Source organism: Saccharothrix stipae (genome assembly GCF_054781895.1).
In genome coordinates this window covers 583,053-609,339 of the sequence record NZ_BAAGTN010000017.1, presented here as the reverse complement: position 1 = coordinate 609,339, position 26,287 = coordinate 583,053, and the positions used below count along the sequence as shown (strand labels likewise).

Here is a 26,287-nt window from a genome sequence, read left to right as displayed (position 1 = left end):
GGGCTACTGCGCGCGGGTGTAGACCAGTTCGGCGATCTCGGAGCGGTTGTTCTTGCCGCTGCCGGTGAGCTTGGTGATCCACACCAGCAGGTGCTGGGTCGGCTCGTGGTCGCCCAGCTGGATCTGGGTCTGCCCGGCCGACAGGGTCGCGTTCGCGATGACCTTCGTCTCCTCCAGCGGCGCGCCGGCGGCACCCGCGACGCGGATCTCCACCACCGTGCCCTCGCTGGGCGAGGTGATCGTCACCGACGACAGCTTCACCGGCTCCGCGAACCCCGCCATCAGCCCGATGCCCGGCTTGAGCGCCGGGAACGGCTGGAAGTAGTTCTCCGTCTGCCACACCGTGGTCGGGTTGTTGTCGGCCGCGCGGCTGGCCCGGTTGGCGTTGTCGGGCTGGTTGGTCACGTCGTACACGCCGACGGACGCGGGCTGCACGGGACCGGCGGGCTGGGGCGCGGGCGGCGCGGGTTGGCCGCTCTGCCCCGGCGCGGTGGACTGGCCGATCACCACCGTCGGCCCGCCGCCGCGCGACGGCTCGTCGCTGAAGAAGCTCACGATCTGCACGCCGAGCCAGACGACCACGGCCAGCGTGGCCACCGCGAGCACGGTCACGCTGATCATCAGCTTGTGCTTGCGGTCCTTGTCGCGGACCGGGCGCTGCGTGGTCCACACCGCGCCGTCGTCCGCCGCGTCGTCCTGGACCGGCTGGATCAGCGCGGTCTGCGCCTCGGACCGGGAGATCTGGTCCAGCACCTGGAGGATCGCGGCACTGGTCCGGATGCCGCCGACGCTGGTGTCCTCCAGGCTGCGCACCGCGACCGACGACAGCTCGTGCGGCACGTAGGGGTGCAGCGTGCTCGGCGCGAGCACCGCGCCGTCCGGACCCGTGGGCGCGGCGGGCACGCCGTCCGGACCGTTGGGCAGCGCCCACTTCCCGGTGAGCAGCAGGTACAGGATCGCGCCGAGGCCCTTGACGTCGTCACGGGCGATCGCGTCGGGCCGCGGACCGGGGAACGCCAGCCGCAGCCTGCCGTCCGACGTCACCCGGATGCGCTGCGGGTGGTCCGCGCCGAGCACGAGACCGGCGTGGTGCGCGCCCTCGATCGCCGCGCCGAGCGGCTCCAGCAACCGAGTCGCCGCACCCGCCGGCAGCGGGCCCTCGGCGATCAGGTCGAGCAGGTCGGTGCCCTGGGTCCACTCGGCCACGATCACGCCGAGGATGCCCTCGTCGGGCCGGATCCCGGCCCCGGGTGTCAACACGTCGATCACCCGGGACACGCCCGGGTGGGTGAAGCTGGAGGCGTGCATCGCGCGTTCGGCGGTCCGCTTGGCCCGCGCCGCGGCGGCGTGGTCGGCCGGGTTGCCCACCAGCACGGTCAGCGCCACGTCCCGGTTGAGCTGCCCGTCCCTGGCCCGCCACAGGTGCGCGTCGCACCGCCGGTCGACCCCGGACCGCGCCAGCAGCCGGTACCGGCCGTCGCCGATCACCCCGCCGGGCACCAGCGAGGTGTTCTGGATCGGACCGCTGCTCACGGGGCCGAGGGTACGTGACCGGGTCGGGTCAGAGGGGTCATCGGCGACCCACCAAACGACTGATCTTGCCGATCGCGGGCTTCACTTCCGGTACCCGGAACAGGGCGAGCAGCAGGAAGCTCAGCGGTAGCCCGACGATCGCCTGGATCACCACCTCGACCCAGGCACCCGCCACGCGGGACTCGATTCCCAGCACGCGGACGGCGAGCCACGCCAGGCCGGTCGCCGCCGCGAAGGCGATCGCGGACGCCACGACGGTGAGGCAGATCGTCCACGCCGTGTAACCGGTGCGCAGCCGGCCGAGCCTGATCCGCAGCCACAGCTGACCCACCAGGGCGCCGACCACGAAGCTCAGCGACATCGCGACCGACACGCCGACCGCCAGCTTGTCCGGCGGCGCGATCGCCAGGAACCCGTACAGCAGCGCGATCCGCACCGCCACGATGATCCCCTGGATGATCGTCGGCGTCCGCGCGTCCTTCAACGCGTAGAACACCCTCAGCTGCAACAACGTGATCGCGTACGGCACCAGGCCGAACGCCGACAGCGCCAGCGCCGTGCCGATCTCCTCGCCGCCACCGACGTCGGACTTGCCGAACGAGAACAGCGCCAGGCCGATCGAGACGCCGGAGACCGTCATCAACGCGCTGAACGGCATCAGCAGGATCGACGACATCCGGTTGCCGAACGCCAGGTCGCCGACCAGCGCGCCGGTGTCGTGCGCGGCCGCCGCGCGGCTCATCTTCGGCATCAGCGCGGTCAGCAGCGACACGCCGAGCACCCCGTACGGCACCTGCGCGATCAGCCACTGCATGTTGTAGACGGTGATCGCGCCGCGGTCGTGCGTGGCGACCTTGGTCAGCACGACCATGCTGACGAAGCCGAGCGCCACGTACAGCAGCACCCAGAACGCCAGGCCGCCGAACTCCGACAGCCGCCGGTCCCAGCCCCACCGCCAGCGGAACCGGAACCCGGTCCGCCGCAGCGCGGGCACCAGCACCGAGGCCTGCAACGCCACGCCCAGCATCGTGCCGAGGCCGAGGACCAGCAGCTTCGGCTGGCCCATCCGCACCGGGTCGAGCGAGATCTCCCCCGGCATCAGCCAGTACACGACCAGGGTGGCGATCACCACGACGTTGTTCAGCACGGGCGCCCAGGTGGGCAGGCCGAACACGTGCCGGGTGTTGAGGATCGCGCCGATCAGCGCGGACAGCCCGTAGAACACGATGCCCGGCAGCACCAGGTACGCGAACGCGGTGACCAGCTCGGGCTTGGCGTCGGACGAGTCGATGAACAACGCCGTCAGCAGCGGCGCGCACGCGATCGCGATGATCGTGCCGATGCCGAGGATCACCGCCGACATGGTGATCATCCACTGGGCGTAGGACTCGCCGCGGTCGCCGTCCTCCTTCTCGGCGCGCACCAGCAGCGGGATCGCCACGCTGGTCAGCACGCCGCCGAGCAGCAGCTCGTTGATCATCGTCGGCAACGTCGTGGCGACCTGGTAAGAGTCGTTGAGCACGTCGACGCCGACGATCGCGATCAGCAGCAGCTTGGACAGCAGCCCGGAGGCGCGGCTGACGATCGTGGCGACGGCCATCGAGCCGCTGGCGCGCGCCAGCGACGGGCCTGGGGGCTGCTCCTGCGTCACCGTGGTTGTTCCGCTCAACTCGTGCTCGACCTCTCCGGCGGCGTGACCCCGCTCGCGTCGTCCGGCACCTGTGCCGTGGCGGCCCGCGTGGCCCGCACCCGACGGTAGATGCGGCGGGCCGACAGCAGCACCAGCGCGGCCGCGGCCAGGCCGGTGATGACCACGGTGATCGTCCCGTACGCCGAGGACGACACCTCCAACCGGGCCCGTTCGCCCAGCTCCACGCCGCTGGTGGTGACCAGGCGGATGTGCACCGGGAACCGCCCGGACCGCTGCACCTCGACCGGCACCCGCACCAGGCGGTCGCCGCGCGCGGGCAGCTCGACGTCGGCCAGCTCCTTGGCCACGATGCCCGGCGTGTCCTCGATCACGATCCGCACCGTGATCCGCACGTCGAGCCGGTTCTTGATCGACAGCGGGATCGGGCTGTCGCCGGAGCCGAGCAGGATCGGGCTGTTCGGCTCGGTCACCGTGACCTGGCCCTGCAACCCGTCGATCTGCTCACGGCCGACCGCGAGCGCGGCGCGCGCCCCGTCCTCGTTGCCGCGCCACGCGCCGGACACCGCGCGCAGCAGGGTCATCCGCAGGGGGTCGATCAGGTCGCGCGGCTCGGCGGACTCCGCGTCCGGCTGGCTCATCGACTCCGACAGCTGCTGCAACCGCCGCCACGAGTCCGCCACCGACGCGGTGACCGCGGGCGGCACCTCGCGCGCGCCCGCCTCGACCGGGTAGCTCAGCGCGGCCGTCTGCTCCGGCGGGGCCGCCACCAGCGACTCCAGCGCGACCGGGGCCGCGAACCCCCCGGCGACCAGGGACTTCGTCGTGCGCAGCAGCATGTCGACCTCGCCGGTCGGCGCGTTCCACCGGCGCGGCGGCGCGATGACCACGTGCTGGCCGGTGTTCTGGAACCCGGCCCGGAACGTCAGCGCGGCCAGCGCGTTCTGCACCGACACCGGGCGGGTCTCGCTCGGCGTGGTGACGCCCGCGACCGGCCGCGTCGCCGCCGTGCCCTGAAGCGCGTCGGACACCATGCCGTCGATGCGCACGGCCGTGACCGGCTTGCCGTCGGCCACGTCGAACCGGACCGGTCCCGTGCCGGGGGTGCCCGCCACGGCCGACTGGTCGAGCACGAGGGAAGTGACGCCCTGCCCGGTCAGCGCCGCCAGCGTCTGCTGGTCGAGCACGCCGTCCTCGGGCCAGGTCAGGCCCTGGGTCGGCTGCACGCGGAGGATGTCGCGGATCACCTCGGCGCCGTCGAGCGCGAGGTCGCCGAGGCCGCTCAGCTCGGCGCGGGACAGCGCCACCAGGTCGGCGTCCGCGTCCGGCAGCGCGATCACGCACCGACCGGCGACCAGCAGGCGCAACCGGTCCAGCCACAGCTCGGCCCCGCTGCGGCCCTTGCCCGCGCCCTGGCCGCGCACCTCGTAGCCCTGGGCCATCGCGGCGACCGTGCGCAGCAGGTCGGGGTCGACGGCCAGGCACACGCCACCGGCCAGCGGGCTCGCCAACGCCGATTCGTAGGCCATGAGCAGCCCGTACAGCCGACCGCCCATGGACACCGAGCCCGCCAGCTCGTCGTCGGTCAGCACGGTCGGGTTCGCGGTGACGATGCGCGGCCGGTCGGCCAGTGGCCACAGCAGGGTGAGCTTGGCGGGGTTCGCGGGCGGGGTCGGCGCCTGCCCGCCGGGCATCGCGAGCACCGGCAGCAGGGTGCTCAACGCGGCCAGCCGGGCCCGCCCGCCGTACGCGGGCACGCCGTTGATGTTGGCCAGGATCGGGTAGATCCCCGGTTCGGTGATCCGCAGCGAGGTGGGGTCGGTGCCGCGCAGGGGGACGGTGAGCCGGAACGGCTTCGACTCGTTCTGCTCCAGGCGGTCGGTGACCGGGGTGAAGTTCGGTTGCACGAACTCCGCGTCGGTCGGCTCCCGCAACGCCTTGCGGACCTCGTCCTCGCTGGTCAGCGGCTGTCCGCGTTCCAGGCGCAGCTCGATGTCCTCCAGCGCCCGGTCGCCGACGTTGACGACCTTGCCGGAGATGGTGATCGAGTCGGGCCCGTCGGAGGTGATCACCCGCGGTGTCATCTCCTCGACGTCCAGGCGCAGCCACACCTGCGACTGCTGGCCGGGCTGGCTGGACAGCGCCCTGGTCGCCCAGACCTGGGTCGCGGGCGCCGGTCGGACGGGCAGTCGCCCGCTGTCGACGGGTGCCGCGGGGGCCGCGGACGCGGACGTCACGACCAGGACCCCCGCCGCCGCTAGTGCGGACAGCAGCCGTTTCACGCCGACTCCGCTCCGTCCGTCTGGTACTCGGAGAGCAGTTCGGCGGCTCGGCGCACCAGTCGCCGCTCGTCCGCGTAGGCGAGCCGGTCGTCCAGTTCGCCAAGGGGCACCCACGCCACCTCGGTGACCTCCACGTCTTCGTCGGAAAGCTCGCCCCCCACCGCTTCCAGCAGGAAGTGGTGGACGGTCTTGTGCACCCGCCGGTCCTCGGCGACGAACCAGTAGTCGATCGAGCCGAGCGGGCGCAGGACCCTGCTATGAATACCCGTCTCCTCGGCGACCTCGCGCACCGCGGTCTGTTCCGCGGTCTCACCGGCCTCGATGTGACCCTTGGGCAACGACCACAGCAGCCGGCCGCGGCGGTCGAGCCGCCCGATGATCGCGGCGACGTGCTGCTCGAAGTCCAGCACCAGTCCGCCCGCCGACGTCTCGTCGACGGTCTTCAGCCGCCGACCGCGACGCCGGTTCCGGCGCCTCGGCTTGGGACCGCCGGAGCGACCGGACGACTGGGGCATGCCCTGATGGTAGTGGCGACCAGCGATTACGGGACGTGACAGCGGGGTTGCCGGAAGTGATCAACAGCGACCGGCCCCTGTGGACAACTCGTTCGGGTCGCACCGCGCCGACCAGTAGGCTGGCTCCTCGTGTCCGTACCGATCGCCTCCGCCGCCACTTCTCTCGGGCAGGACGATGCCGTGGTGGAACTGCTGAGCGCACTCCCCGTCGCCGACGAGCTGGCCGCCCGCTTCACCGCGGCCGGTCATCGGCTGTACCTCGTCGGCGGCAGCGTGCGGGACGCCATGCTCGGCCGGCTGTCCGGCGACCTCGACTTCACCACCGACGCGCGGCCGCCGCAGGTCATGGCGCTGCTCAAGGGCTGGGCGGACGCGATCTGGGACACCGGCATCGCCTTCGGCACCGTCGGGGCGACCAAGTACGGGCAGACCGTCGAGGTCACCACGTTCCGCGCGGACAGCTACGACGGCGTGACGCGCAACCCCGAGGTGACCTTCGGCGACAGCATCGAGGGCGACCTGGTCCGGCGCGACTTCACCGTCAACGCGATGGCCTACGACGTGGTCGACCGGCGGCTCGTCGACCCGACCGGCGGGCGCGAGGCGCTGCGGACCGGGGTCCTGGACACCCCGGCGACCCCGCAGGAGTCGTTCTCCGACGACCCGCTGCGGATGCTGCGCGCGGCCCGGTTCACGTCCCAGCTCGGCTTCACCGTCGCGCCCCGCGTGCGCGAGGCCATGGCGGCCATGTCCGGCGAGCTGAGCCGCATCACCGCCGAACGGGTGCAGGCGGAGCTGTCCAAGCTGCTCACCGGCGCGCACCCGCGAGCCGGGGTCGAGCTGATGGTCGAGGCCAGGCTCGCCGACGTGGTGCTGCCCGAGCTGCCCGCGATGAAGCTGGAGATCGACGAGCACCACCAGCACAAAGACGTGTTCCACCACTCGCTGGTCGTGCTCGACCAGGCCATCGACCTGGAGGAGACCCCGGAACCGGACCTCGTGCTGCGGCTGGCGGCGCTGCTGCACGACATCGGCAAGCCGGACACCCGGCGGTTCGAGGAGGGCGGCGGGGTGTCGTTCCACCACCACGAGGTGGTCGGGGCGAAGATGGTCCGCAAGCGTTTGCGCGCCCTCAAGTACGCCAAGGAGATCGTCGAGGACGTCGCCCAGCTCGTGTACCTCCACCTGCGCTTCCACGGTTACGGCAGCGGCGAGTGGACCGACTCGGCGGTGCGCCGCTACGTCACCGACGCGGGCGACCTGCTGCCCCGCCTGCACAAGCTGGTCCGCGCCGACTGCACCACCCGCAACCGGCGCAAGGCCAACGCCCTCCAGCGCACGTACGACGACCTCGAGCGCCGCATCGAGCGGATCGCCGCCGAGGAGGACCTCAAGCGGGTCCGGCCGGACCTCGACGGCAACGAGATCATGCGGCTGCTGGGCGTGCCGCCCGGGCCGGTGGTCGGCCGGGCGTGGCAGTTCCTCAAGGAGCTGCGCCTGGACCGGGGTCCGCTCGAGCACGACGAGGCGGTCGCCGAGCTGCTCGAATGGGCCCGCGCGGAGGGCGTCGAGCCACCGCGTGACTGACACCAAGTGACCAATCTGGTGCTGTGGGCTTGGCCAGTGACACGCGGTTGCGGGACCATGACTGTGTGCGTCGAACGCGCACTGGGGGTGGTGTCGTATGAACGCTTGGGGATTGTCCGAGGGGGGCGCCCGGGCACAGGGGTTGGACGTGCTGTCGGACCGGCAGCGGGCCGTGCTCCGCTGCCTGGCCAGGGGGCTCGCGGACCACGAGATAGCGCGGGTGCTGGCGTTGAGCCAGCACCAGGTGGGGGCGGTGGTGTCGGAGATCCTGCGTGCGCTGAACCTGCGCGACCGAATGGCCGCCGTGGTCTACGCGCACGAGACGGGGATCATCCGCCTGCCCCTGCCGCGGTGACATGGCCGCTGCTCCGCAGACGGCGGCTCGGTCGCCTCGACGCGACCTTGCGGGGTGGTCAGGAGGTTTTCGAGCGCTTGATGAGCAGCAGGTAACCGAGCAGACCGAGCAGGTAGGCGGCCGTCGCGGCCAGCACGAGACCCGGCGCCCGTCCGTCCAGCGGGACGACGGCCGCCGCGGCGGTGACGGCTGCCACCTGCGTGACGTTGAACAGCGTGTCGTACAGGGCGAACACCCGGCCGCGGACCTCGTCGCCGATGTCGCCCTGCACGGCCGCGTCCACGCACAGCTTCACCACCTGGCCCGCGAACGTGAGCACGAACGACGCGGCCAGGATGGTGGGCAGCAGCATGGGCAGGCCCAGGCCGAGCTGGGTGGCCGCGGCCAGCAGCAGCGCGGCGCAGACCGTGCCGCGCCGGCCGAGCAGGTCCACGACCCGGTCGGTCACCAGGCCCGCGAGCAGGATGCCCGCGCCGCCGGCGACCGCGACCTCGCCGAGCCCCGCCATACCCGCCTTGAACGGCCCGTAGTCGGTGAACGAGTTGCGCATCAGCAGCAACGTCAGCAGCAACGACGCCCCGAACGCGGCCCGGTGCGCGAGCAGCGCCAGCAGGGCGGCGGCCACGCCGGGCGCGCGCCACGCGGCCCGCGCGCCGTCCAGCAGGCCCATGGCGACCGCCGTGAGCGTCCGGTTGGGCTCGTCCACCTCGTCGGGTCCCAGGGCACCACGCGCGAAGCGGGAGGCCAGGAACGCGGCGCCCAGCGACCCCGCGACGGCGAACGTCGTGGTCCACGCCGAACCGCCGTCACCGGAGCCCAGCACCGACCGCAGCCCCACCGCGCACCCCGCGCCGAGCACGGCGGTCAGCGCGCCGAGCGTGGTGACGAACGCGTTCGCCTCCACCAGGTGGTCGTCGTCGACCACGTGCGGCAGGGACGCGGACAGGCCGGAGCCGACGAACCGGCTGACACCGGTGACGAACAGCGCCGAGGCGTACAGCGGCACGCCGCCGAGCCCGAGCCCGACGGCCGTCGCGGTGAGCAGGATGAACACGGCGCGCGTGAGGTTCGCCACCACCAGCACCCGGCGGCGGTCCCACCGGTCCAGCAGGGCGCCCGCGAACGGTCCGATCACCGAGTACGGGAGCAGCAGCACGGCGAACCCGGCCGCGACGGCGAGCGGGTCGGTGTGGCGCTCGGGGTTGAACAGGACCGCGCCGGCCAGACCGGCCTGGAACAGGCCGTCGCCCCACTGGGCCGCCAGCCTGGATGCCAGCAACCTGCGGAAGTCCGCCACCGCGAGGAGTTTCCGGACACCGAGGTGGTGCTTCGCCGCGGTGGAGCCGGCCGTGGTCACGGGGTGAGCCTATGCCTCCTGGCGCGTCAACCACGAAGGCCGGACCCGCGTGGGGTCCGGCCTCCCTGGTGCCAGGCGCCCGGTCGCCTCTCGGCGGGTGGCACTACGCGGCTCCAGCCGGACGGTATTCCGCGTAGGCGTTTCAGTGGGCCCGGGGGACTCGATGGCGCCTGACGTTCCTTGCAACGAACACGGTAACCCGGATGTTCCGGCGCGGCGGACGTGCCGCTGTCGCCTGGGACACGCGCGTTGTCTGGGATCATGCGTGGTGTGCGCCCTGATGCCGACGTCGAACCGGGTTCCCTGCTGGTCGCGGCACCGAGCCTGACCGACCCCAACTTCCGCCGGACGGTGGTGTACGTCATCGACCACCGCGACGAAGGCAGCCTCGGCGTCGTGCTGAACCGGCCGAGCGAGGTCGCCGTCCACGACGTGCTGCCCGCCTGGGGCCCGCACGTGAGCCGACCGCAGGCGGTCTACATCGGTGGGCCGGTGGAGCAGAAGACGGCGCTGTGCCTGGCCGCGCTGCGCACCGGCGAGGACCTCGCGTCGCTCGAAGGGGTGGTCGGCGTGCACGGCCCGGTGGCCCTGGTCGACCTGGACGCGGACCCGGACGCGCTGGTGGCGAAGGTGCGCGGGATGCGCGTGTTCGCGGGCTACTCGGGCTGGGGCGAGGGCCAGCTGGGCAACGAGGTCGGCCGCGGCGACTGGATCGTGGTGAAGGGCCTGCCCGACGACGTCATGACGCCGCCGAACGTCGACCTGTGGGGACGGGTGCTGCGCCGGCAGGGGATGCCGACGGCGCTGCTGGCCACCTTCCCCACCGACATCCGCCGGAACTAGCCCCGAACCGGCCTCAGGCCCGGGTCAGCACGCCGCATCCGCCGCCCGCGCCGGAGCACGCGCACCCGCCGCAGCCGGCGGGTTCCGGCTCGGGCAGGGCGTCGGCGGCCCGGTGGCCGAGCACGCCGCCGGCGCTCGCGACGACCACGCTGCCGACCAGCCCGACCAGGCCGATGACCAGCGTCAACGCCGGGTTCACCGCCGCCGCGACGGCCGCGACGAGGGCGATCGCGCCCGCCGTCACGTTGGGCACGCCGGCGATCTTGTTGGCCAGCGCGAACGTCTCGTCGTCGCGCAGCGTGGCCTTGGTGCGCACGCCGAAGAAGCGGTTGCGGTGCAGGCGGCCCCGCACGCCGAGGAAGCCGACCGTCGCGAACGCGACCCCGATCAGACCCAGCACCACAGGCAGCACGATGTTCACCCTGACGAGGGTAGGCCCGTCTTTCGATCTTGGTCGAACCACCCCGGCTTCACCCGAAGGTGTCCTTACGGGGCTCGTTGCCGGTCGAGAAGCTCAAGGTCATGAGAATCCGATCACTCCTGGCCGCGTTGGGCGTCGTCGCCGCGCTCGTCCCGGCCGCGCCCGCCGCCGCGGTGCCCGGCGTCCGCTTCCTCGGCCAGACCACCCTGCCGAACGCCGTGCAGTTCGAGGGCACCACGGTCGGCGGCCTGTCCGGCGTCGACCGCGACCCGACCACCGGCGGGTACGTCCTGATCAGCGACGACCGCTCGTACACCACCCCGGCCCGCTTCTACACCGCCGACCTGACCGTCGACGAGACCGGCGTGCACGACGTCCGGATCACCGGCACGCGCGCCCTGCGCCACGCCGACGGCGGCACCTACTCGCCACCGGCGCTGGACGACGGCCGCACCGTCGACCCCGAGGACATCCGGGTCGACCCGGTGACCGGCGACTTCTGGTGGAGCCAGGAGGGCGAGCGGCCCAGGACCGCCGGGCCGGTCGTGGTCCAGCCCTCCATCCAGCGGGCCGACCGCGACGGCGGCTACGTGAGCAGCCTGCCGCTGCCCTCGAACTACGCCTACACGGCCGACCGCGGCCCGCGCCGCAACCTCGCCCTGGAGGCGATCGCGTTCTCCCCCGACGGCGTGCTGCTCACCAGCGTGGTCGAGGGGCCGCTCCTTCAGGACGGCGACGTGCCGACCGCCGACCGGGGCGCGCTCACCCGCCTCACCGTGCAGACCCGCGACGGCGTGGTCGTGCGCCAGCACGCCTACCCGCTGGAACCGCTGTTCGCCGAGCCCGAGCCCGGCCCGTGGGGTCCGGACACCGGCGTGCCCGCGATCCTCGCCGACCCGAAGGTGCCCGGCCGCTACTACGCGCTCGAACGCAGCTGGGTGCCCGGCGCGGACTACAAGGTGCGCCTCTTCCAGGTCGACATCGCGGGCGCGACGGACGTGCGCGACCAGGACGTGCTCGCCGACGACGTGCGCCCGGTCCGCAAGAGGCAGCTGGCCGACCTGCACGACTTCCCGCTGCCCGTGATCGACAACGTCGAGGGCCTGACCTGGGGCCCGCGCCTGCCCTCCGGGGAACGCACCTTGCTGCTGGTCAGCGACGACAACTTCGCGGCCGAGGAGTTCACCCGGTTCATCGCGCTTGCGCTGCGCTGATACCGTTGACGACATGAGCAAGGCCCGCCTGCTCCTTAGCTAGCCGCGCAGACCTCGACAGCCAGGTCCGCGCGGCAACCCCTCATGCCCTTCCGGGCTGGGGGGTTTCGTCATGTCAGGGGCAGGTACCGATGGAGAGGGACATCCCGATGAGCACCGACGCGGCGGACGCGACGCCCGCCTACCGCTACACCGCCGAGCTGGCCGGCGAGATCGAGCGGCGCTGGCAGCGGCACTGGGAGGAGCAGGGCACCTTCCACGCGCCCAACCCCGTCGGGCCGCTCAAGGGCGACGTGCCCGCCGACAAGCTGTTCGTGCAGGACATGTTCCCGTACCCGTCGGGCGCCGGCCTGCACGTCGGCCACCCGCTGGGCTTCATCGGCACCGACGTGTTCGCCCGGTACCACCGGATGAACGGCCGCAACGTGCTGCACACGATGGGCTTCGACGCGTTCGGCCTGCCCGCCGAGCAGTACGCCGTGCAGACCGGGCAGCACCCGCGCAAGACCACCGAGGACAACATCCAGACCTACCTGCGGCAGATCCGCAGGCTGGGCCTGGGCCACGACGAGCGCCGCCGGATCTCGACCATCGACCCGGACTACTACAAGTGGACCCAGTGGATCTTCCTGCAGATCTTCAACTCCTGGTACGACCCGGCGGCGGGCCGGGCCAGGCCCATCGCCGAGCTGGAGGCGCAGTTCGCCTCGGGTGAGCGGGCCACGCCGGACCGGCCGTGGGCGGAGCTGACCCGGCCCGAGCGGGAGAAGCTGCTGGGGCAGCACCGCCTGGTGTACCTGTCCGAGGCGCCGGTGAACTGGTGCCCCGGGCTGGGCACCGTGCTGGCCAACGAGGAGGTCACCGCGGACGGCCGCAGCGAGCGCGGCAACTTCCCGGTGTTCCGGCGCTCGCTGCGCCAGTGGATGATGCGGATCACCGCGTACTCCGACCGGCTGATCGACGACCTGGACCGGCTGGACTGGCCGGACAAGATCAAGGCGATGCAGCGCAACTGGATCGGGCGCTCGCACGGCGCCCGGGTCAAGTTCGCCGTGGCCGGGCACGACGGCGTCGACATCGAGGTGTTCACCACCCGGCCGGACACGCTGTTCGGCGCGACGTACATGGTGCTGGCGCCCGAGCACCCGCTGGTGGACGTGATCGCGTCGACCGAGCAGGCCGACACGATCGCGGCCTACCGCGCCGAGGTGTCCCGCAAGTCCGAACTGGACCGGCAGGAGAACAAGGACAAGACCGGCGTCTTCACCGGCGCGCACGCCACGAACCCGGTCAACGGCGCGCGGATCCCGGTGTACGTGGCCGACTACGTGCTGATGGGGTACGGCACCGGCGCGATCATGGCGGTGCCGGGCCAGGACCAGCGCGACTGGGACTTCGCCAAGACGTTCGACCTGCCGATCATCCGGACCGTGCGGCCGCCCGCGGACTTCGACGGCGAGGCGTACACCGGCACCGGCCCGGCGGTGAACTCCAGCCACGAGAGCAGCGTCAGCCTGGACGGCCTGGACGTCGACGAGGCCAAGAAGAAGATCATCGCCTGGCTGGAGGAGCAGCGGCGGGGCGAGGGCACCGTGCAGTTCAAGCTGCGCGACTGGCTGTTCTCCCGGCAGCGGTACTGGGGCGAGCCGTTCCCGATCGTCTACGACTCCGAGGGCACGCCGATCGCGGTGCCGGAGTCGATGCTGCCGATCGAGCTGCCCGATGTGGACGACTACTCGCCGCGCACGTTCGACCCGGAGGACGCGGACTCCGAGCCGTCGCCGCCGCTGTCGCGCGCCGACGACTGGGTCACCGTCGAGCTGGACCTGGGCGACGGGCCGAAGCAGTACCGGCGCGAGACCAACACCATGCCCAACTGGGCGGGCTCGTGCTGGTACCAGCTGCGGTACGTGGACCCGACCGAGCAGGACCGGTTCGTCGACGCGGAGAACGAGCGGTACTGGCTGGGCCCGCGCCCGGCCGAGCACGGCACGTCCGACCCCGGCGGTGTGGACCTGTACATCGGCGGCGTGGAGCACGCGGTGCTGCACCTGCTGTACGCGCGGTTCTGGCAGAAGGTGCTGTTCGACCTGGGTCACGTGTCCGGCGACGAGCCGTACCGGCGGCTGTTCAACCAGGGCTACATCGAGGCGTACGCGTACCGCGACTCGCGCGGTGCCCCCGTGCCCGCCGAGCAGGTGGAGGAGCGCGACGGCAAGTACTTCTTCGAGGGCGAGGAGGTGCGCCGCGAGTACGGCAAGATGGGCAAGAGCCTGAAGAACGTCGTCACGCCGGACGAGATGTGCGAGAAGTACGGCGCGGACACGTTCCGGCTGTACGAGATGTCGATGGGCCCGATGGACGTCTCGCGGCCGTGGGCGACCAAGGACGTCGTCGGCGCGCAGCGGTTCCTGCAGCGGTTGTGGCGCAACCTGGTCGACGAGACCACGGGCGAGCCGCGGGTGGTCGACGTCGACCCGGGCGAGGACGCCCTGCGGCTGCTGCACAAGACGATCGCGGGCGTGCACGACGACTTCGCGAACCTGCGCTACAACACGGCGGGCGCGAAGCTGATCGAGCTGAACAACCACGTCACCAAGCACTTCCCGGGCGGTGCGCCCCGCGCGCTGGCCGAGCCGATGGTGCTGATGCTGGCGCCGCTGAGCCCGCACGTCGCCGAGGAGCTGTGGTCGAAGCTGGGCCACACCGAGTCGCTGGCGCACGGCCCGTTCCCGGCGGCGGAGGAGAAGTACCTGGTCGAGGACACCGTGGAGTACCCGATCCAGGTCAACGGCAAGGTGAAGGCGCGGGTGGTCGTGCCCGCGTCGGCGTCGGCGGACCAGGTCGAGGCGGCGGCGCTGGCCGACGAGAAGGTGGCCGAGCTGCTGAACGGCGGCACGCCGCGCAAGGTGATCGTGGTGCCCGGCCGGCTGGTCAACGTGGTGCTGTAGCGAGGTTCACGGACGGGGCAACTGGGCGGCCACTTCGGTCATCGCGTCGAGCAGGTCCGGCTCGACGTGCCCGGTTGCCGGTTCGGACTCGGCGATGGTGATCGTGTTCCCCCTGGTCTCCGACCAGTAGTGGCGGGCGGTGAAGCGGATGTCCGCCATGCCCAGCAGGGAGCTGCCGAGCGGTCTCACGTCGCCGGTGCCGTAGACGTCGATGAGCCGTTCGAACCGCTTGGTCCGGGCGCGGTCGCCGAAGGACACCCACACCACCGACACGACGGCGGCGTTGCCCGCACCGTCGTCGGTCGCGAAGATCCAACGGTCGAGCGCCGTGCACGGTGTGTGCAGGAAGAACTCGCGGACCTGGCCGAACGAGTTCGACAGGCACTCCAGGTCCTGCTTGACCACCTTCTGGCGGATGCGCGTGCCCAGTCGGTTCAACGCGCCGTCGGCGTCACCGTCGCGCGCGTTCTTCTTGCTGTCCGCCTTGCGCGCGTTGAGCCCGGGTGTCGACCCGCTGGTCGCCGTGCTCGTGGACAACGCCGCTTCACCGGCGACACCGGCCGCGCCCGCCAGGGCCACCACGGCCGCCGCGCCGCCTTTGCCTGCTCCTTTGGCGGAACCGCCACCAGCGCCACCGATCCTACGTGCCATGCCGCCTCCTGGTCGTCCCGGCTGATGGGGATCGACCATGCAAGCGTGCGGTGGCGGGCGGTGTCGCGGATATCGGCCAGTACCGCTCGAAAGGTCCAGCGATCTTCCGCAATAGTGCTGCTCGTCGCGCGATGGGGCCCGGATTAGGGCCGGGGCAGTTGGGCGGCCACTTCGGTCATCGCGTCGAGCAGGTCCGGCTCGACGTGCCCGGTTGCCGGTTCGGACTCGGCGATGGTGATCGTGGTGTCCCTGGTCTCCGACCAGTAGTGCGCGGCGGTGAACTGGACGTCCGGCAGGCCGACGACCGCACCGCCCAGCGGTCGCACGTCGCCGGAGCCCGCGACGTCGATCACCCGGTCGAACTGCCGGGCCTGGTTGCGCCCCGGGAAGGTCACCCACACCACGGAGACCAGCGCGGCGTTGCCCGCCTGGTCGCCGACGGCCAGGAGCATGCGGTCGAGCGAGGTGCACGGCGTCCGGGCGAGGAAGTCCCGCACCTGGCCGAACGAGTTGCCCAGGCAGTCGAGCTCCTGCTTGAGCGCCTGCCTGCTGATCCCGACACCCAGGTGGCCCATCGCGCCTTCGGCGTCACCACCGCGTGCCGCGCGCTTCGCATCCCACTTGCGCACGCCGATGCTCTCCACCGGGGCCGCGCCGCCACCGCCGCTCGCGCCCGAGTTCAGCGCCGCGCCACCGGCCCCACCCGCGCCCGCGAGGACCACGAGCACGGCGGCCACCAACGCCACGCCGCCGGATCCCTTGTCGGAACTCTTCCGTGCCACCATCCCCCCGCCCCGAGACGTTCTCGCCGTGCGGCCCACCCATGCAACCCGCCCGAGCGCCGGTGGTTGCGGCGCGAACGCGAAAAGCGCTCGAACGGCCCATCAGGTATGCCCGGAAGTCGCACTTCACCGTTGCGCAGGGTTCGCCCGCCCGGGCGGCCGCCGTCACGGACGCGACAGGTGGCGGAACCCCATCTCGCCCAGGATCTGCGCCAGCATCGAGTCGAACATGGGCTCCGGGTTCGACACCGCGAACGGGAAGCGGCCGAAGACCTCCAGGGCCACGTGACCGTAGATGCGGACCCACGACTGCGTGATGTGGTAGACCGCGCCGAGCGGCAGCACGTGCTCGTCCACCACGACGCCGCGGTCGGTCACGGTGGCCAGCAGGACCTGCTGGAACGCGGTCAGGTCGGCGTGCAGCTCCGCCGGCACGTCCTGGTCGCCGAGGTCGTCGGGCAGCGGGTGGCTCGCGATCAACCGGCCCGCGACTTCGAGGAACACCCGGCCGAACTGGTCGCCCACCTGGCCGCGGTCGTCGGTCGGGGCGCACGAGCCGAGCGTGTCCTCGGTGGAGGCGAACACCAGCGTGAACTCCTGCGGGTGCGCGAGCGCCCAGCGGCGGAAGCCGCGGCACACCGCGTAGACCTGCGCGCTGACGTCGTCCTCGGCGATGCCGGTCAGGTCGGCGTCGAGTTCGGCGGCCAGGTCGGTGCAGATGTCGTCGGCGAGCCTGCGGAGCAGGTCCTCGCGCGAGTCGTAGTACCGGTAGAGGGCCGGAGCCGTGATACCGACCTCACGTGCGATGGCACGCAGAGTGACGGCGTCGCGGCCGTGCTCCACGAGTAGGGCACGCGCCTGCCGCCGGATATCACGCTCGGTCTCGGCACGGAGCCGTTCCCGGCGCGTGGCCTCGGTCATATTCACCCAATCAGGTTGTAAACGGTGTTCACCGGGGTATAGTTTCGCGACAAGTAGTGAACGGTGTTTACGGAGTTGACGCCATTCACGCAACGGTAACCCATCTGCCTTGGAGGACGCGTGTTCGCGAAGTGGGGGTCGTTGGCGTACCGCCGCAGGTGGGTGGTGTTGATCGCGACGGTGGCACTGGCGGTGGTCGGCGGCATCTGGGGACTGGGCGTGTTCGACCGGCTCAGCCAGGGCGGCTACGAAGCGCCGACGAGCGAGGCCGCGCGGGCCAACCAGGTCGCGCAGGACGCGTTCGGCCGCCAGGGCGGAGACGTCCTGGCGGTCTACGACACCACCGATCCGGCCCAGCTCCAGCGGATCTCCGCGGAGCTCGCCGATCTCCCGACCGACGCCGTGCTGAGGGTGCTGCCGCCGGTGCCGTCGCCGGAGAGCGGCAAGTCGCTCGTCGTGATCACGCTGCGCTCGGGTGACAACAACACCCAGCTCAAGCAGTACGAGCAGATCGCCGACCGGCTCCAGGTCGACGGGCTCGAGACGCAGGTCGGCGGCCTGGTGCCGACCCAGAAGGCGATCAACGACATGTCCGCCTCCGACCTGACCAAGGCCGAGGCCGTCTCGCTGCCGATCGTGCTCGTCCTGCTCATCATCATCTTCGGCGGCCTGGTCGCCGCGTCGCTGCCGGTGGTGGTCGGCGGCCTGGCGATCGCGGGATCGCTCGGCGTGCTGCACGCCGTCTCGCTGGTCGCCGAGGTGAACTCGTTCGCGGTCAACGTGGCCAGCCTGCTCGGCCTCGGCATGGCGATCGACTACGGGCTGTTCATGGTCGGCCGGTTCCGCGAAGAGCTGGCCGAGGGCCGTGCCACGCCGGACGCCGTGCGCCGGACCGTCATGTCGGCGGGCCGCACCGTGCTGTTCTCCGCGACGCTGCTGGTGATCGCGCTCGCCGGGTTGTTGCTGTTCCCCCAGGGCTTCCTGAAGTCCCTGAGCTACGGCGGCATGTCCGCGGTGGCGATCGCGGCGATCGTGTCGCTGACCCTGCTGCCCGCGCTGCTGGCCGTCCTCGGCCACCGCGTGGACAAGCTCGCCATGCCGTGGCGCAAGAAGAAGGCGGCGTCGGAGGGCGGCTGGCGCAGGCTGGCCGGCCGCGTGATGAAGCGGCCGGTGCTGTTCGCGCTGCCGATCGTGCTGGTGCTGCTCGCGCTCGGCTCGCCGTTCCTGGGCGTGAAGTTCGGCGAGGTCACCGAGAAGGTGCTGCCCGAGGGCAACCCGGCCCGCGTCGCCGCCGAGACGGTGAACAACGACTTCGCCGCGCTGTCCAACGCCGGCTTCAAGATCGTGATCACCGGCGACCCGTCGCCCGCCGACGTGCAGCGGTTCGTCGGCGAGGTCGGCGCGGTGCCCGGTGTCGGCGAGGCGCAGGTCGCGGCGGAGCCCGCCGACGGCGTGTGGCTGGTCAACGCCGGACTGGACCAGGACGCGTTGAGCGACGAGTCCAAGCAGGCGCTGCGGGACGTGCGCGCGTTGGCCGGCCCCGGTGACGAGGTGCTCGTCGGCGGCAGCACGGCGATGGTGACCGACAGCCTCGACGCCATCGGCGAGAAGCTGCCGCTGATGGTCGTGCTGCTGGTCGGCGCGACGTTCGTGCTGATGTTCCTGGCGTTCGGGTCCGTGCTGCTGCCGATCAAGGCCGTGGTGATGAGCGCGCTGAGCCTGTCGGCCACGTTCGGCGTGCTGGTGTGGGTGTTCCAGGACGGGCACGGCGCGTCGCTGCTCGGCGTCACGCCCGCGCCGCTGGAGTCCGGGATCGTGGTGCTGATGGCGGCCATGGTCTTCGGGCTGTCCACCGACTACGAGGTGTTCCTGCTGTCCCGGATGGTCGAGGCGCGTGGCCGCGGCGCGTCCACCGAGGAAGCGGTGACGGCGGGCCTGGCCAAGACCGGGCGCGTGATCACCGCGGCGGCGCTGCTGCTGATCGTGGTGACCGGCGCGTTCGCGTTCTCGCAGATCACGATGATGCGGTTCGTCGGCGTCGGCATGATCCTGGCTCTTGCCCTGGACGCCACGGTGGTGCGGATGCTGCTCGTGCCCGCGGTGATGAAGCTGCTCGGCGACGCCGTGTGGTGGGCTCCGGGGCCGCTGCGGCGGATCCAGGAGCGGATGGCGATCCACGACGAGGCGCCGGAGGACGACACCGCCGCCGCGGACCGGGCCAAGGTGACGCAGCCGGTCTAGGACGGCTAGGACAGGTCGACCGGTTCGAACGCGATGGCCGTGGCCGTGAAGCCGCGGCCATCGCCTTCCAGACCGCTCAGCTGGAACGTGCTCAGCACCCTGTTGTCCGCGCTGTCCAGCACGGTCGCGGTGTTGCCGCCGGACAGGAACACGCGGCGGTCGCCGGGCGCGACGGCCAGCGTCTTCGCCCGGAACCGCAACGTCTTCGCGGCCCGGGTCGCGGTGTCGACCACGGCGACCCGGCGGTTCAGCGCGACGTAGACCCGCCGTCCGTCAGGGGTGACCGCGATGCTGCCTGCGCCCTTGCCCACCGGCGTCGACCAGCGGACCTCGTCGGTGCGCGGGTCGATCATGGAGACGGTCCCCCGGCCCTCGCCGAGGTCGAGCGAGCTGACGTAGACCGCGCCGCCGTCCGGGCTCATCGCGACGTGCTGCGGCATGCCGCCGACGGTGATCGTGGTCTTCGGGCTGGCGGTCTCGGTGTCGAGCACGCTCACCGTGCCGTCCTGGGCGTTGGCCACGTAGAGCCGGCGGCCGTCGGGCGTGACCGCGATGCCCTGCGGCTGACCACCGGCCTTGATCGCGGCGATCAGGCGGAACGACGCCGGGTCCACCACCGCCACCGCGCCGCCGCCGGTGACGTAGAGGCGCTTGCCGTCCGGGCGCAGCACGGCCTGCGCCAGCTGCGCGCGGACGTGGATGCGGCCGACGACCTTGCCCGCCACCGGGTCGACCGCCGTGATGACGCCCGCCCAGCCGTTGACCACGTACACCCGGTGGCCGCCCGGCCCGACCGCCGCACCCGTGGTCCAGGCGCCGGTGTTCGCGCTCGCCACGACCCGGCCGTCGGAGGTGTCGAGCACCTGCACCCGCCCGCCGTGCGCGACCACGTACGCCTTGGGCGCTGGGGTGCCGGCCACCGTGACGACGTGCGAGTGCTCCTGCCCCGCGGCGGAGATCGCGGCGGCGACGAGGACAGCGGCGGTGCCCAGGGCCGCAGTGCGGCGTCGTCCCCACATGGCTGGATGGGAACACCGCGATGCGGTCGGGTGCCACCTTCGTCCTACGGACGAGTGCCTTTTGTGCCGGACCGGGTGACGGTGGCTCGGCTGACGGCGGTCTCGGCCCGGGGTGCCGCCCGCGGCGGCGGGACGGGCGGCATCGGCGGCGATGCGCCCGGCGCCGGTCGCTCGGGGGGCGAAACGACCGACGCCGGACTCCTGCCGGTGCCGGAGCACCGGTGGTCGAACCCCGACGACGTAGACCTCTACACCAGGTTGACGCAGTCCGCTGCGTTTTGGATCCCGAGAGCTACGAATCAGCCGAAATTCGTCGAGTTGCCACCAGCTTGGCGTAACGGGTGCCCGCCGTCAGGAGGACGAGGCCCGCGCCGATGAACGCGAGCACGCGCGCGATCCCGTCCAGCGCGGCCATGTCGAACAGCAGCAACTTCGCCACCGCCGCTCCGACCAGCACCAATCCGGCCACCCGCAGGGACTTCCGGTCGATGCCGCGCACCAGCAGCACCAGTGCGGCGACCGTCCACGACACCGTCACGATCGAGTGACCGAAGAGGAATCCGGTCACGTCCTGCGACACCAGCAGCGCACCGCACAACACGACCCCGGCCGCCGCGTACAGCAGCACGACGCCCGTCAAGATCCACGGGAACGGGTGCCTGCCCAGGACGCCCACGCTGGTGGCCGCCCAGGGCAGCACGACCATGAGGACACCGAGGACCAGCGCGGTCAGCATGCCGGACACCAGGAAACCAGTGGTCTCCACCCGCCACGGCTGGTCGAGCAGCAGCCGCGGCGGCACGGCCTGGGCGACGGTCAGCAGGAACCCGATGGCGCCGAACACCACCGACCCGAGCAGCGGACCGCGTGACGCGAGGACCTTGGCCAGGAACGCCAGCAACAACGCTTCGGCCAGCACCGCCGCCGCGCGCGTGCTGCCGTCCAGGGCCAGCGCCGTCGCCTGGAACAACGCGAACACGCCGACCGCGCCGACCGCCGCGCTGAAGTTCTTCGGCAACGAGCGCCGCCCGGCCGCCCACAGCGCGAGCATCATCACCGCGACCGCACCCGCCACGCCGGCGGCGAGGTCGAGGTCGAGGACCGCGGTGGTGAGCAGCGCGGGCATCGGCGAGCCGACGGCGAGGGCGAGCGCGGTGACGTCACCGGGCCGGGCCCTGACCGCGAGCACCGCGGTGGCCACGCCGATCACGGCGGCCAGCAGGGCGAGCCCGGCCAACGTGCGCTGGTCGGTGCGCCCGATCACCAGGACCGCGGCGATCAGCGGCGGCACGCCCGCGGTGACCGCGAGCCACGGCCAGTCGCGCTTGAGGTGCACCGGACTGGCCGCGATCTTCAGGACCAGCAGGAACGCGACGAGCAGCGGCGTGAAGCCTTGGGTGAGCACTGGTGCGCACAGGGCGCAGGCCGCCACCACGCCGATGGCCAGGACGGCCGAGTCCCAGCGCAGCGCGAGCAGCAGACCGCCGCCCGCGATGAGCAGCCCGGCGGCGAGACCGCCGCCCTCGGGCAGGTACTCGTAGATCGAGGTGGCCGCGATGACGTCCAGGTAGAGCACGGCGATGCCGGTGGCCGCGAGGGCGAACGCGCCGGTGCGGCCGGCCGGGGTGCGGTGCAGCCACAGGCCGAGCCCCACCAGCACCCCGCCCAGCGCGGCGCCGCCGAGGACGCGGGGCAGCGGGCCGAGGTAGCCGCGTTGCACGGCCAGCACGAGGAGCAGCACGACACCGAGCAACGTGACCGCGCCGCCGACCCAGGCGAGGAACTTGCTCCCCGCGCCGTCCCGGCCGAGGCGGTCGAAGAGGGTGGGGCCGGGCGGCGGCGGGGGTGCGGGCGACCAGTAGGGCGTGGGCGCACCCCAACCCTGACCGGTCCGGGGCGGCGGTTGCGCGGCCGGGCCGGTGGGCTGACCCGGGCCGTACGGCGGCGGAGAACCCGGGTGGAACACGGGTCCGCGCGCCGCGGTGGGCGCGGGGGCCTGCGGTACCGGGCTGGTCGGTGGGGCGGCGGTGTGCGGAGCCGGACCGGTCGGCTGGGCCTCGGCCCGGTCCTCGACGTGCTGCCGCGGCGTGGGTGCGCTCGGCTCACCGGCGGAGCCGACGGTCGCCGTGCTGGTGGCGGCTGTGCTGGTGGCCGCCGTGTTGGTGACAGCTGTGCTGGTCACCGGCGGTGTGGGTGCCGTGGCCACCGTCGACGCGCTGCCGACCCGGTGGAGTTCCAGTCCCACCGCCTCCAAGCGGCGGCCCAGGTGGCCCAGTTCGTCGGCCAGCCTCGTCAGGGGATCCTGCCCAGTCCCGGTCATGTGACCAGCGTCGCCCTGATCGGGTGTATCCGGAATCCGTACCACTACTCAGGCCGGGTACCGAACTGGTCACGCCGCCCGCCGCACCAGGGCCTGGCAGAGTTCCCCCGTGACTGTTCTCGTGCTCGGATCGGCCAACGCGGACCTCGTCGTGTCGGTGCCACGCCGCCCCGCCGGCGGTGAGACGGTGCTCGGCGGCGACACGGTCGTCCTGCCCGGCGGCAAGGGCGCCAACACCGCCGTCGCCGCCGCCCGGCTCGGCGCGCCGGTCGCGCTCGTCGGCGCGGTCGGCGCGGACCAGTACGGGGAACTGCTGCTGGGCTCGCTGTCGTCATCGGGTGTGCGGACCGACTTCGTCCGCACGTCGTCCCGCCCCACCGGCCTGGCGTACATCACCGTGACGCCGGACGGCGAGAACTCGATCGTCGTCGCCCCCGGCGCGAACTCCGACGTCGGCACGTCCGATGTGGACGCGATCACCTGGGACGACGTGTCGGTGCTGGTCTGTTCGCTGGAGGTGCCGGTGTCGACGGTGGCCCACGCGGTGCAGGCGGCCGCCGCCCGGGGCGTGCGGGCGGTGCTGAACCTGTCGCCGGTGGTCGAGGTGCCGGCTCGGACGCTGGCCCGGCTCGACCCGCTGATCGTGAACGAGCACGAGGCCGCGTCGCTGGCGCCGTCGTTCGAGGGGTTGCTGGAGTTGGGCCCGAAGTCGGCCGTGGTCACGTTGGGCGCGCGCGGCGCGGCCGTCGTCACGGCCTCCGGCGTGGTGGAGGTGGGCGCGCCCGAGGTGTCCGTGGTGGACACCACCGGCGCCGGGGACGCGTTCGCGGGCGCGTTGGCGTTCGGCCTGTCGACCGGCTCGTCGCTGGTGGAGGCCGCCGGGTTCGCCGCCCGCGTGGCCGCGGTGTCGGTGACGTCGGCGGGTGCGCAACCGTCGTACCCGACCCTGGAGCAGGTGCGGGCGGGTGAGCAAGCACCGGGGTAGCGGGTTCGGGTCCGGTGGCGTTGGCTTGTCCTCACGTCCCGCCGACCCGAAGGGGTATGGTCTAGACCATGTCGAGTGCGCGGCTGAGCGGTGTCGGGGTGAGTTCCGGTCGGGCTTCCGGTCCGGTGGTCCGGGTGGCCGAGCCCTTGGGTGAACCACCGGCCGGACCCGCGCCCGCGGACCCGGCCGCCGAGGCCGCGCGGATCAGGCCCGCCGCGCAGGTGGTCGTGGCGTGGTTGCGGGAACGGGCCGCCGCCACCAGCGGCGAGGCGAAGGACGTGCTGGAGACGACCGCGGCGATGGCGGCCGACCCGGCGTTGCTGTCCCAGGCCGAGAAGCTCGTGACGTCGGAGTCCTTGCCCGCCGCGCGGGCCGTGCACCAAGCCGCCGGCGGGTTCATCTCCGCCCTCGAAGCAGCCGGCGGGTACATGGCCGAACGCGCCCGCGACGTGCGCGACGTGCGGGACCGGCTGGTCGCCGAGCTGCTCGGCGTGGCCGCACCGGGCGTGCCGTCGCTGGCCTCGCCGTCGGTCCTGGTGGCCCGCGACCTCGCGCCCGCCGACACCGCCGGGCTGGACCCGGCCAAGGTGCTCGCGCTGGTCACCGAGGAGGGCGGCCCGACCTCGCACACCGCGATCCTGGCCAGGTCGCTCGGCATCCCGGCCGTGGTCGCGTGCCGCGGCGTCCTGGACCTCGACGCGCCCGCCCTGCTCGTGGACGGCGACACCGGCGTGGTGCAGGCCTCCGACGGCACGGTCCGCGCGGCCCACGTCGCCGGGCGGGCGGAGTGGAACGGCGTCGGCGCGCTGCGGGACGGGTACCGGGTGAAGGTGCTCGGCAACGTCGGCTCGCCCGCCGACGCGGCCGCCGCGGCCGCCGGTGGTGCGGAGGGCGTCGGCCTGTTCCGGACCGAGTTCTGCTTCCTGTCCGCGTCGTCGGAGCCCTCGGTCGACGAGCAGCGCGAGGCCTACGCGGCGGTGCTCGCGCCGTTCGCGGGCAAGCCCGTGGTGGTGCGCACCCTGGACGCGGGCGCGGACAAGCCGCTGCCGTTCCTGGCGCCCGAGCCGGAGCCGAACCCGGCGTTGGGCGTGCGCGGCCTGCGGGTCGCCTTCGACCGCCCCGACGTGCTGGAACGCCAGCTCGAAGCGATCGCCCTGGCCGCCGCCGACACCGACGCCGAGGTGTCGGTGATGGCGCCCATGGTCGCCACCGCCGCCGAGGCCGCGTGGTTCGTGGAACGGGCGCGTGCGGCCGGGCTCCGGCGCGCGGGCGTGATGATCGAGATCCCGGCCGCGGCGCTGGTCGCCCGCGAGATCCTGGCCGTGGTCGACTTCGTCTCCATCGGCACCAACGACCTGGCCCAGTACGTGTTCGCGGCGGACCGGCAGGTCGGCGCGGTGGCCGCGCTCAACGACCCGTGGCAACCCGCCCTGCTGCGGTTGATCGAGCTGGTCGGCGAGGCGGGCACGGCCCTGGGCAAGCCGGTGGGCGTCTGCGGCGAGGCCGCCGCCGACCCGCTGCTGGCGTGCGTGCTGACCGGGTTGGGCGTGACGAGCCTGTCGATGAACCACACCGCGCTGGCGGGCGTCGGCGCGAAACTGGCCTCCACCAGCTTCGACCTGTGCCAACTGTCCGCCCGCGGCGCGGTGGCCGCAGCGGACCCGGCCTCCGCCAAGCTGGCCGCCCGAGCGCCGCTGCATTGAATTGCCGCTGCTCCGCAGACGGCGGCGAGGTCGCCTGGAAGTCGCGAACGAGCGACGCGACCTCGCGTGGTGGCCCAGTTGAACCGCGGTCAAGCCACGGCGTCCAGCAGGGCGTCGCGCACCAACCTGATCAGCGGGTGGTCCTCGCTGCCCGCGCGCACCGCCGCGACCACCCGCCGCAACGGTGCGGTGCCGCGCACCGGTACGCCCGGGACGGCGTTGCGCGGGACCAAGGCCACGCCGGCGCCTGCTTGGACCAGGGCGCCGATGGCCCGGAAGTCGTCGGACGTGTGCGTGATCCGCGGCGCGAAGCCGGCGTGCTCGCAGGCCAGTTGCACCACGTCCCGCACGGGGTTGCCGGGCAGCGTCACCACCCAGTCGTCGGCCGCGAGGTCGGCCAGGTCGACGTCCACCGCACCGGCCAACGGGTGCGTGGGCGGCAGGAGCACGTCGAACGGCTCTGTGTAGAGCGGGAACCGGGTCAGCCGCCGGTCGTCGGTGCGCAGCCGGTACTCCTCGGTGATCGCCAGGTCGATCTCGCCGTCGAGCAGCAGCGGCACGCTGGCGTGCCCCTCCACGTCGCGCACCCGCAGCGTCACGCCCGGCGCGGACACCCGCAGCGCCGCCAGCGCGGGCGCCACCACCTGCGTGATCGCCGACGCGAAGCTGCCCACCTCGACCCGCCCGGTGGTGCCCGACGTGAAAGCGGCCAACGTCGCCTGCGCCCGCTCCAGCTCCGCGGCCACCGCGTTGGCGTGCCGGACCAGCAGCTCACCGGCCGCGGTCAACGACACCCGCCGTCCGCGCCGCCGCAGCAGCGGGTGCCCCACCTCCGACTCCAGGGCGGCCAGCTGCTGCGACACCGCCGAGGGCGTGAGGTGCAGCGCCTGCGCCGCCGCCGTCACGGTGCCGTGGTCGGCGAGCGCGCGCAGCACCCGCAACCGTCGTGGGTCGATCAC

20 protein-coding genes are annotated in these 26,287 nt (G+C 72.6%); 8 read left to right on the top strand and 12 right to left on the bottom strand.

What is annotated here, in order from left to right:
• Positions 1-3 precede the first annotated feature (3 nt).
• From ACYVLT_RS30930 to ACYVLT_RS30915, 4 genes are read right to left on the bottom strand one after another with little or no spacing between them, the layout of a single operon-like run.
• Complete coding sequence (locus ACYVLT_RS30930; RefSeq protein WP_461123690.1) at positions 4-1,533, bottom strand: protein kinase family protein; 1,530 nt, start codon at positions 1,531-1,533, stop codon at positions 4-6.
• Between the two features lie 37 nt (positions 1,534-1,570).
• The gene (murJ, locus tag ACYVLT_RS30925; protein WP_461123689.1) at positions 1,571-3,202 is read right to left on the bottom strand and encodes a murein biosynthesis integral membrane protein MurJ; all 1,632 of its coding nucleotides are present in this window, start codon (positions 3,200-3,202) and stop codon (positions 1,571-1,573) included.
• Complete coding sequence (locus tag ACYVLT_RS30920) at positions 3,199-5,463, bottom strand: DUF6049 family protein (protein WP_461123688.1); 2,265 nt, start codon at positions 5,461-5,463, stop codon at positions 3,199-3,201. The genes murJ and ACYVLT_RS30920 overlap by 4 nt, the downstream gene beginning before the upstream one ends.
• The gene (locus ACYVLT_RS30915) at positions 5,460-5,978 is read right to left on the bottom strand and encodes an NUDIX hydrolase (RefSeq protein ID WP_366195909.1); all 519 of its coding nucleotides are present in this window, start codon (positions 5,976-5,978) and stop codon (positions 5,460-5,462) included. The genes ACYVLT_RS30920 and ACYVLT_RS30915 overlap by 4 nt, the downstream gene beginning before the upstream one ends.
• Positions 5,979-6,107: 129 nt before the next feature.
• Here ACYVLT_RS30915 and ACYVLT_RS30910 point away from each other — a divergent pair, with 129 nt between their 5' ends.
• Both ACYVLT_RS30910 and ACYVLT_RS30905 read left to right on the top strand, forming a co-directional pair.
• On the top strand, positions 6,108-7,565 hold the full coding sequence (locus tag ACYVLT_RS30910) for a CCA tRNA nucleotidyltransferase (RefSeq protein WP_461123687.1): 1,458 nt from the start codon (positions 6,108-6,110) through the stop codon (positions 7,563-7,565).
• A 97-nt stretch (positions 7,566-7,662) separates the two neighbouring features.
• Positions 7,663-7,920 (top strand): response regulator transcription factor, encoded by a 258-nt coding sequence (locus ACYVLT_RS30905; RefSeq protein ID WP_461123686.1) that lies wholly within the window; start codon positions 7,663-7,665, stop codon positions 7,918-7,920.
• 58 nt (positions 7,921-7,978) lie between these two features.
• Here ACYVLT_RS30905 and ACYVLT_RS30900 read toward each other — a convergent pair whose 3' ends face one another.
• A complete protein-coding gene (locus tag ACYVLT_RS30900) occupies positions 7,979-9,277 on the bottom strand; it encodes an MFS transporter (protein ID WP_461123685.1) in 1,299 nt (432 codons plus the stop codon).
• 261 nt (positions 9,278-9,538) lie between these two features.
• Between ACYVLT_RS30900 and ACYVLT_RS30895 the strand changes: the two genes are divergently transcribed.
• Positions 9,539-10,120: a YqgE/AlgH family protein gene (locus tag ACYVLT_RS30895; RefSeq protein WP_461123684.1), complete on the top strand. Its 582-nt coding sequence runs from the start codon at positions 9,539-9,541 to the stop codon at positions 10,118-10,120.
• A 13-nt stretch (positions 10,121-10,133) separates the two neighbouring features.
• Here the strand turns inward: ACYVLT_RS30895 and ACYVLT_RS30890 are convergent, their stop codons facing one another.
• Positions 10,134-10,541 (bottom strand): SdpI family protein, encoded by a 408-nt coding sequence (locus ACYVLT_RS30890; RefSeq protein ID WP_461123683.1) that lies wholly within the window; start codon positions 10,539-10,541, stop codon positions 10,134-10,136.
• Between the two features lie 101 nt (positions 10,542-10,642).
• Here ACYVLT_RS30890 and ACYVLT_RS30885 point away from each other — a divergent pair, with 101 nt between their 5' ends.
• The gene (locus ACYVLT_RS30885) at positions 10,643-11,755 is read left to right on the top strand and encodes an esterase-like activity of phytase family protein (protein WP_461123682.1); all 1,113 of its coding nucleotides are present in this window, start codon (positions 10,643-10,645) and stop codon (positions 11,753-11,755) included.
• A 149-nt stretch (positions 11,756-11,904) separates the two neighbouring features.
• Positions 11,905-14,706, top strand: coding sequence for a leucine--tRNA ligase (leuS, locus tag ACYVLT_RS30880; protein ID WP_461123681.1), 2,802 nt, complete (start codon positions 11,905-11,907; stop codon positions 14,704-14,706).
• 6 nt (positions 14,707-14,712) lie between these two features.
• Here the strand turns inward: leuS and ACYVLT_RS30875 are convergent, their stop codons facing one another.
• The 3 genes from ACYVLT_RS30875 to ACYVLT_RS30865 form a co-directional block, all read right to left on the bottom strand.
• Positions 14,713-15,357, bottom strand: a complete 645-nt coding sequence (locus ACYVLT_RS30875) for a hypothetical protein (RefSeq protein ID WP_461123680.1) — start codon at positions 15,355-15,357, stop codon at positions 14,713-14,715.
• 143 nt (positions 15,358-15,500) lie between these two features.
• On the bottom strand, positions 15,501-16,103 hold the full coding sequence (locus ACYVLT_RS30870) for a hypothetical protein (protein ID WP_461123679.1): 603 nt from the start codon (positions 16,101-16,103) through the stop codon (positions 15,501-15,503).
• Positions 16,104-16,304: 201 nt separating this feature from the next.
• On the bottom strand, positions 16,305-17,060 hold the full coding sequence (locus ACYVLT_RS30865) for a TetR/AcrR family transcriptional regulator (RefSeq protein WP_461124157.1): 756 nt from the start codon (positions 17,058-17,060) through the stop codon (positions 16,305-16,307).
• 120 nt (positions 17,061-17,180) lie between these two features.
• On the opposite strand from ACYVLT_RS30865, the gene ACYVLT_RS30860 reads away from it, so the two are divergent.
• Positions 17,181-19,301: an MMPL family transporter gene (locus ACYVLT_RS30860; RefSeq protein ID WP_461123678.1), complete on the top strand. Its 2,121-nt coding sequence runs from the start codon at positions 17,181-17,183 to the stop codon at positions 19,299-19,301.
• Between the two features lie 5 nt (positions 19,302-19,306).
• On the opposite strand, the gene ACYVLT_RS30855 is transcribed toward ACYVLT_RS30860, so the two are convergent.
• Both ACYVLT_RS30855 and ACYVLT_RS30850 read right to left on the bottom strand, forming a co-directional pair.
• Positions 19,307-20,320, bottom strand: coding sequence for an outer membrane protein assembly factor BamB family protein (locus tag ACYVLT_RS30855; RefSeq protein ID WP_461123677.1), 1,014 nt, complete (start codon positions 20,318-20,320; stop codon positions 19,307-19,309).
• Between the two features lie 292 nt (positions 20,321-20,612).
• Entirely contained in the window at positions 20,613-22,640 is a 2,028-nt protein-coding gene (locus ACYVLT_RS30850; protein WP_461123676.1) for a DUF2339 domain-containing protein, read from the bottom strand.
• 109 nt (positions 22,641-22,749) lie between these two features.
• Between ACYVLT_RS30850 and ACYVLT_RS30845 the strand changes: the two genes are divergently transcribed.
• Together ACYVLT_RS30845 and ptsP are read left to right on the top strand one after the other, a co-directional pair.
• Positions 22,750-23,625 (top strand): ribokinase, encoded by an 876-nt coding sequence (locus ACYVLT_RS30845; RefSeq protein WP_461123675.1) that lies wholly within the window; start codon positions 22,750-22,752, stop codon positions 23,623-23,625.
• Positions 23,626-23,693: 68 nt separating this feature from the next.
• The gene (gene ptsP, locus ACYVLT_RS30840) at positions 23,694-25,328 is read left to right on the top strand and encodes a phosphoenolpyruvate--protein phosphotransferase (RefSeq protein WP_461123674.1); all 1,635 of its coding nucleotides are present in this window, start codon (positions 23,694-23,696) and stop codon (positions 25,326-25,328) included.
• Between the two features lie 89 nt (positions 25,329-25,417).
• Here ptsP and ACYVLT_RS30835 read toward each other — a convergent pair whose 3' ends face one another.
• Entirely contained in the window at positions 25,418-26,287 is an 870-nt protein-coding gene (locus tag ACYVLT_RS30835; protein ID WP_461123673.1) for a LysR family transcriptional regulator, read from the bottom strand.

What these genes read in the sequence shown, in the direction of transcription:
- ACYVLT_RS30915 (WP_366195909.1), bottom strand. Translation starts at nt 5,978, where the DNA reads ATGCCCCAGTCGTCCGGTCGCTCCGGCGGTCCCAAGCCGAGGCGCCGG.
- ACYVLT_RS30905 (WP_461123686.1), top strand. Translation starts at nt 7,663, where the DNA reads ATGAACGCTTGGGGATTGTCCGAGGGGGGCGCCCGGGCACAGGGGTTG.
- ACYVLT_RS30895 (WP_461123684.1), top strand. Translation starts at nt 9,539, where the DNA reads ATGCGTGGTGTGCGCCCTGATGCCGACGTCGAACCGGGTTCCCTGCTG.
- ACYVLT_RS30885 (WP_461123682.1), top strand. Translation starts at nt 10,643, where the DNA reads ATGAGAATCCGATCACTCCTGGCCGCGTTGGGCGTCGTCGCCGCGCTC.
- leuS (WP_461123681.1), top strand. Translation starts at nt 11,905, where the DNA reads ATGAGCACCGACGCGGCGGACGCGACGCCCGCCTACCGCTACACCGCC.
- ACYVLT_RS30875 (WP_461123680.1), bottom strand. Translation starts at nt 15,357, where the DNA reads ATGGCACGTAGGATCGGTGGCGCTGGTGGCGGTTCCGCCAAAGGAGCA.
- ACYVLT_RS30865 (WP_461124157.1), bottom strand. Translation starts at nt 17,060, where the DNA reads ATGACCGAGGCCACGCGCCGGGAACGGCTCCGTGCCGAGACCGAGCGT.
- ACYVLT_RS30855 (WP_461123677.1), bottom strand. Translation starts at nt 20,320, where the DNA reads ATGTGGGGACGACGCCGCACTGCGGCCCTGGGCACCGCCGCTGTCCTC.
- ACYVLT_RS30850 (WP_461123676.1), bottom strand. Translation starts at nt 22,640, where the DNA reads ATGACCGGGACTGGGCAGGATCCCCTGACGAGGCTGGCCGACGAACTG.
- ptsP (WP_461123674.1), top strand. Translation starts at nt 23,694, where the DNA reads ATGTCGAGTGCGCGGCTGAGCGGTGTCGGGGTGAGTTCCGGTCGGGCT.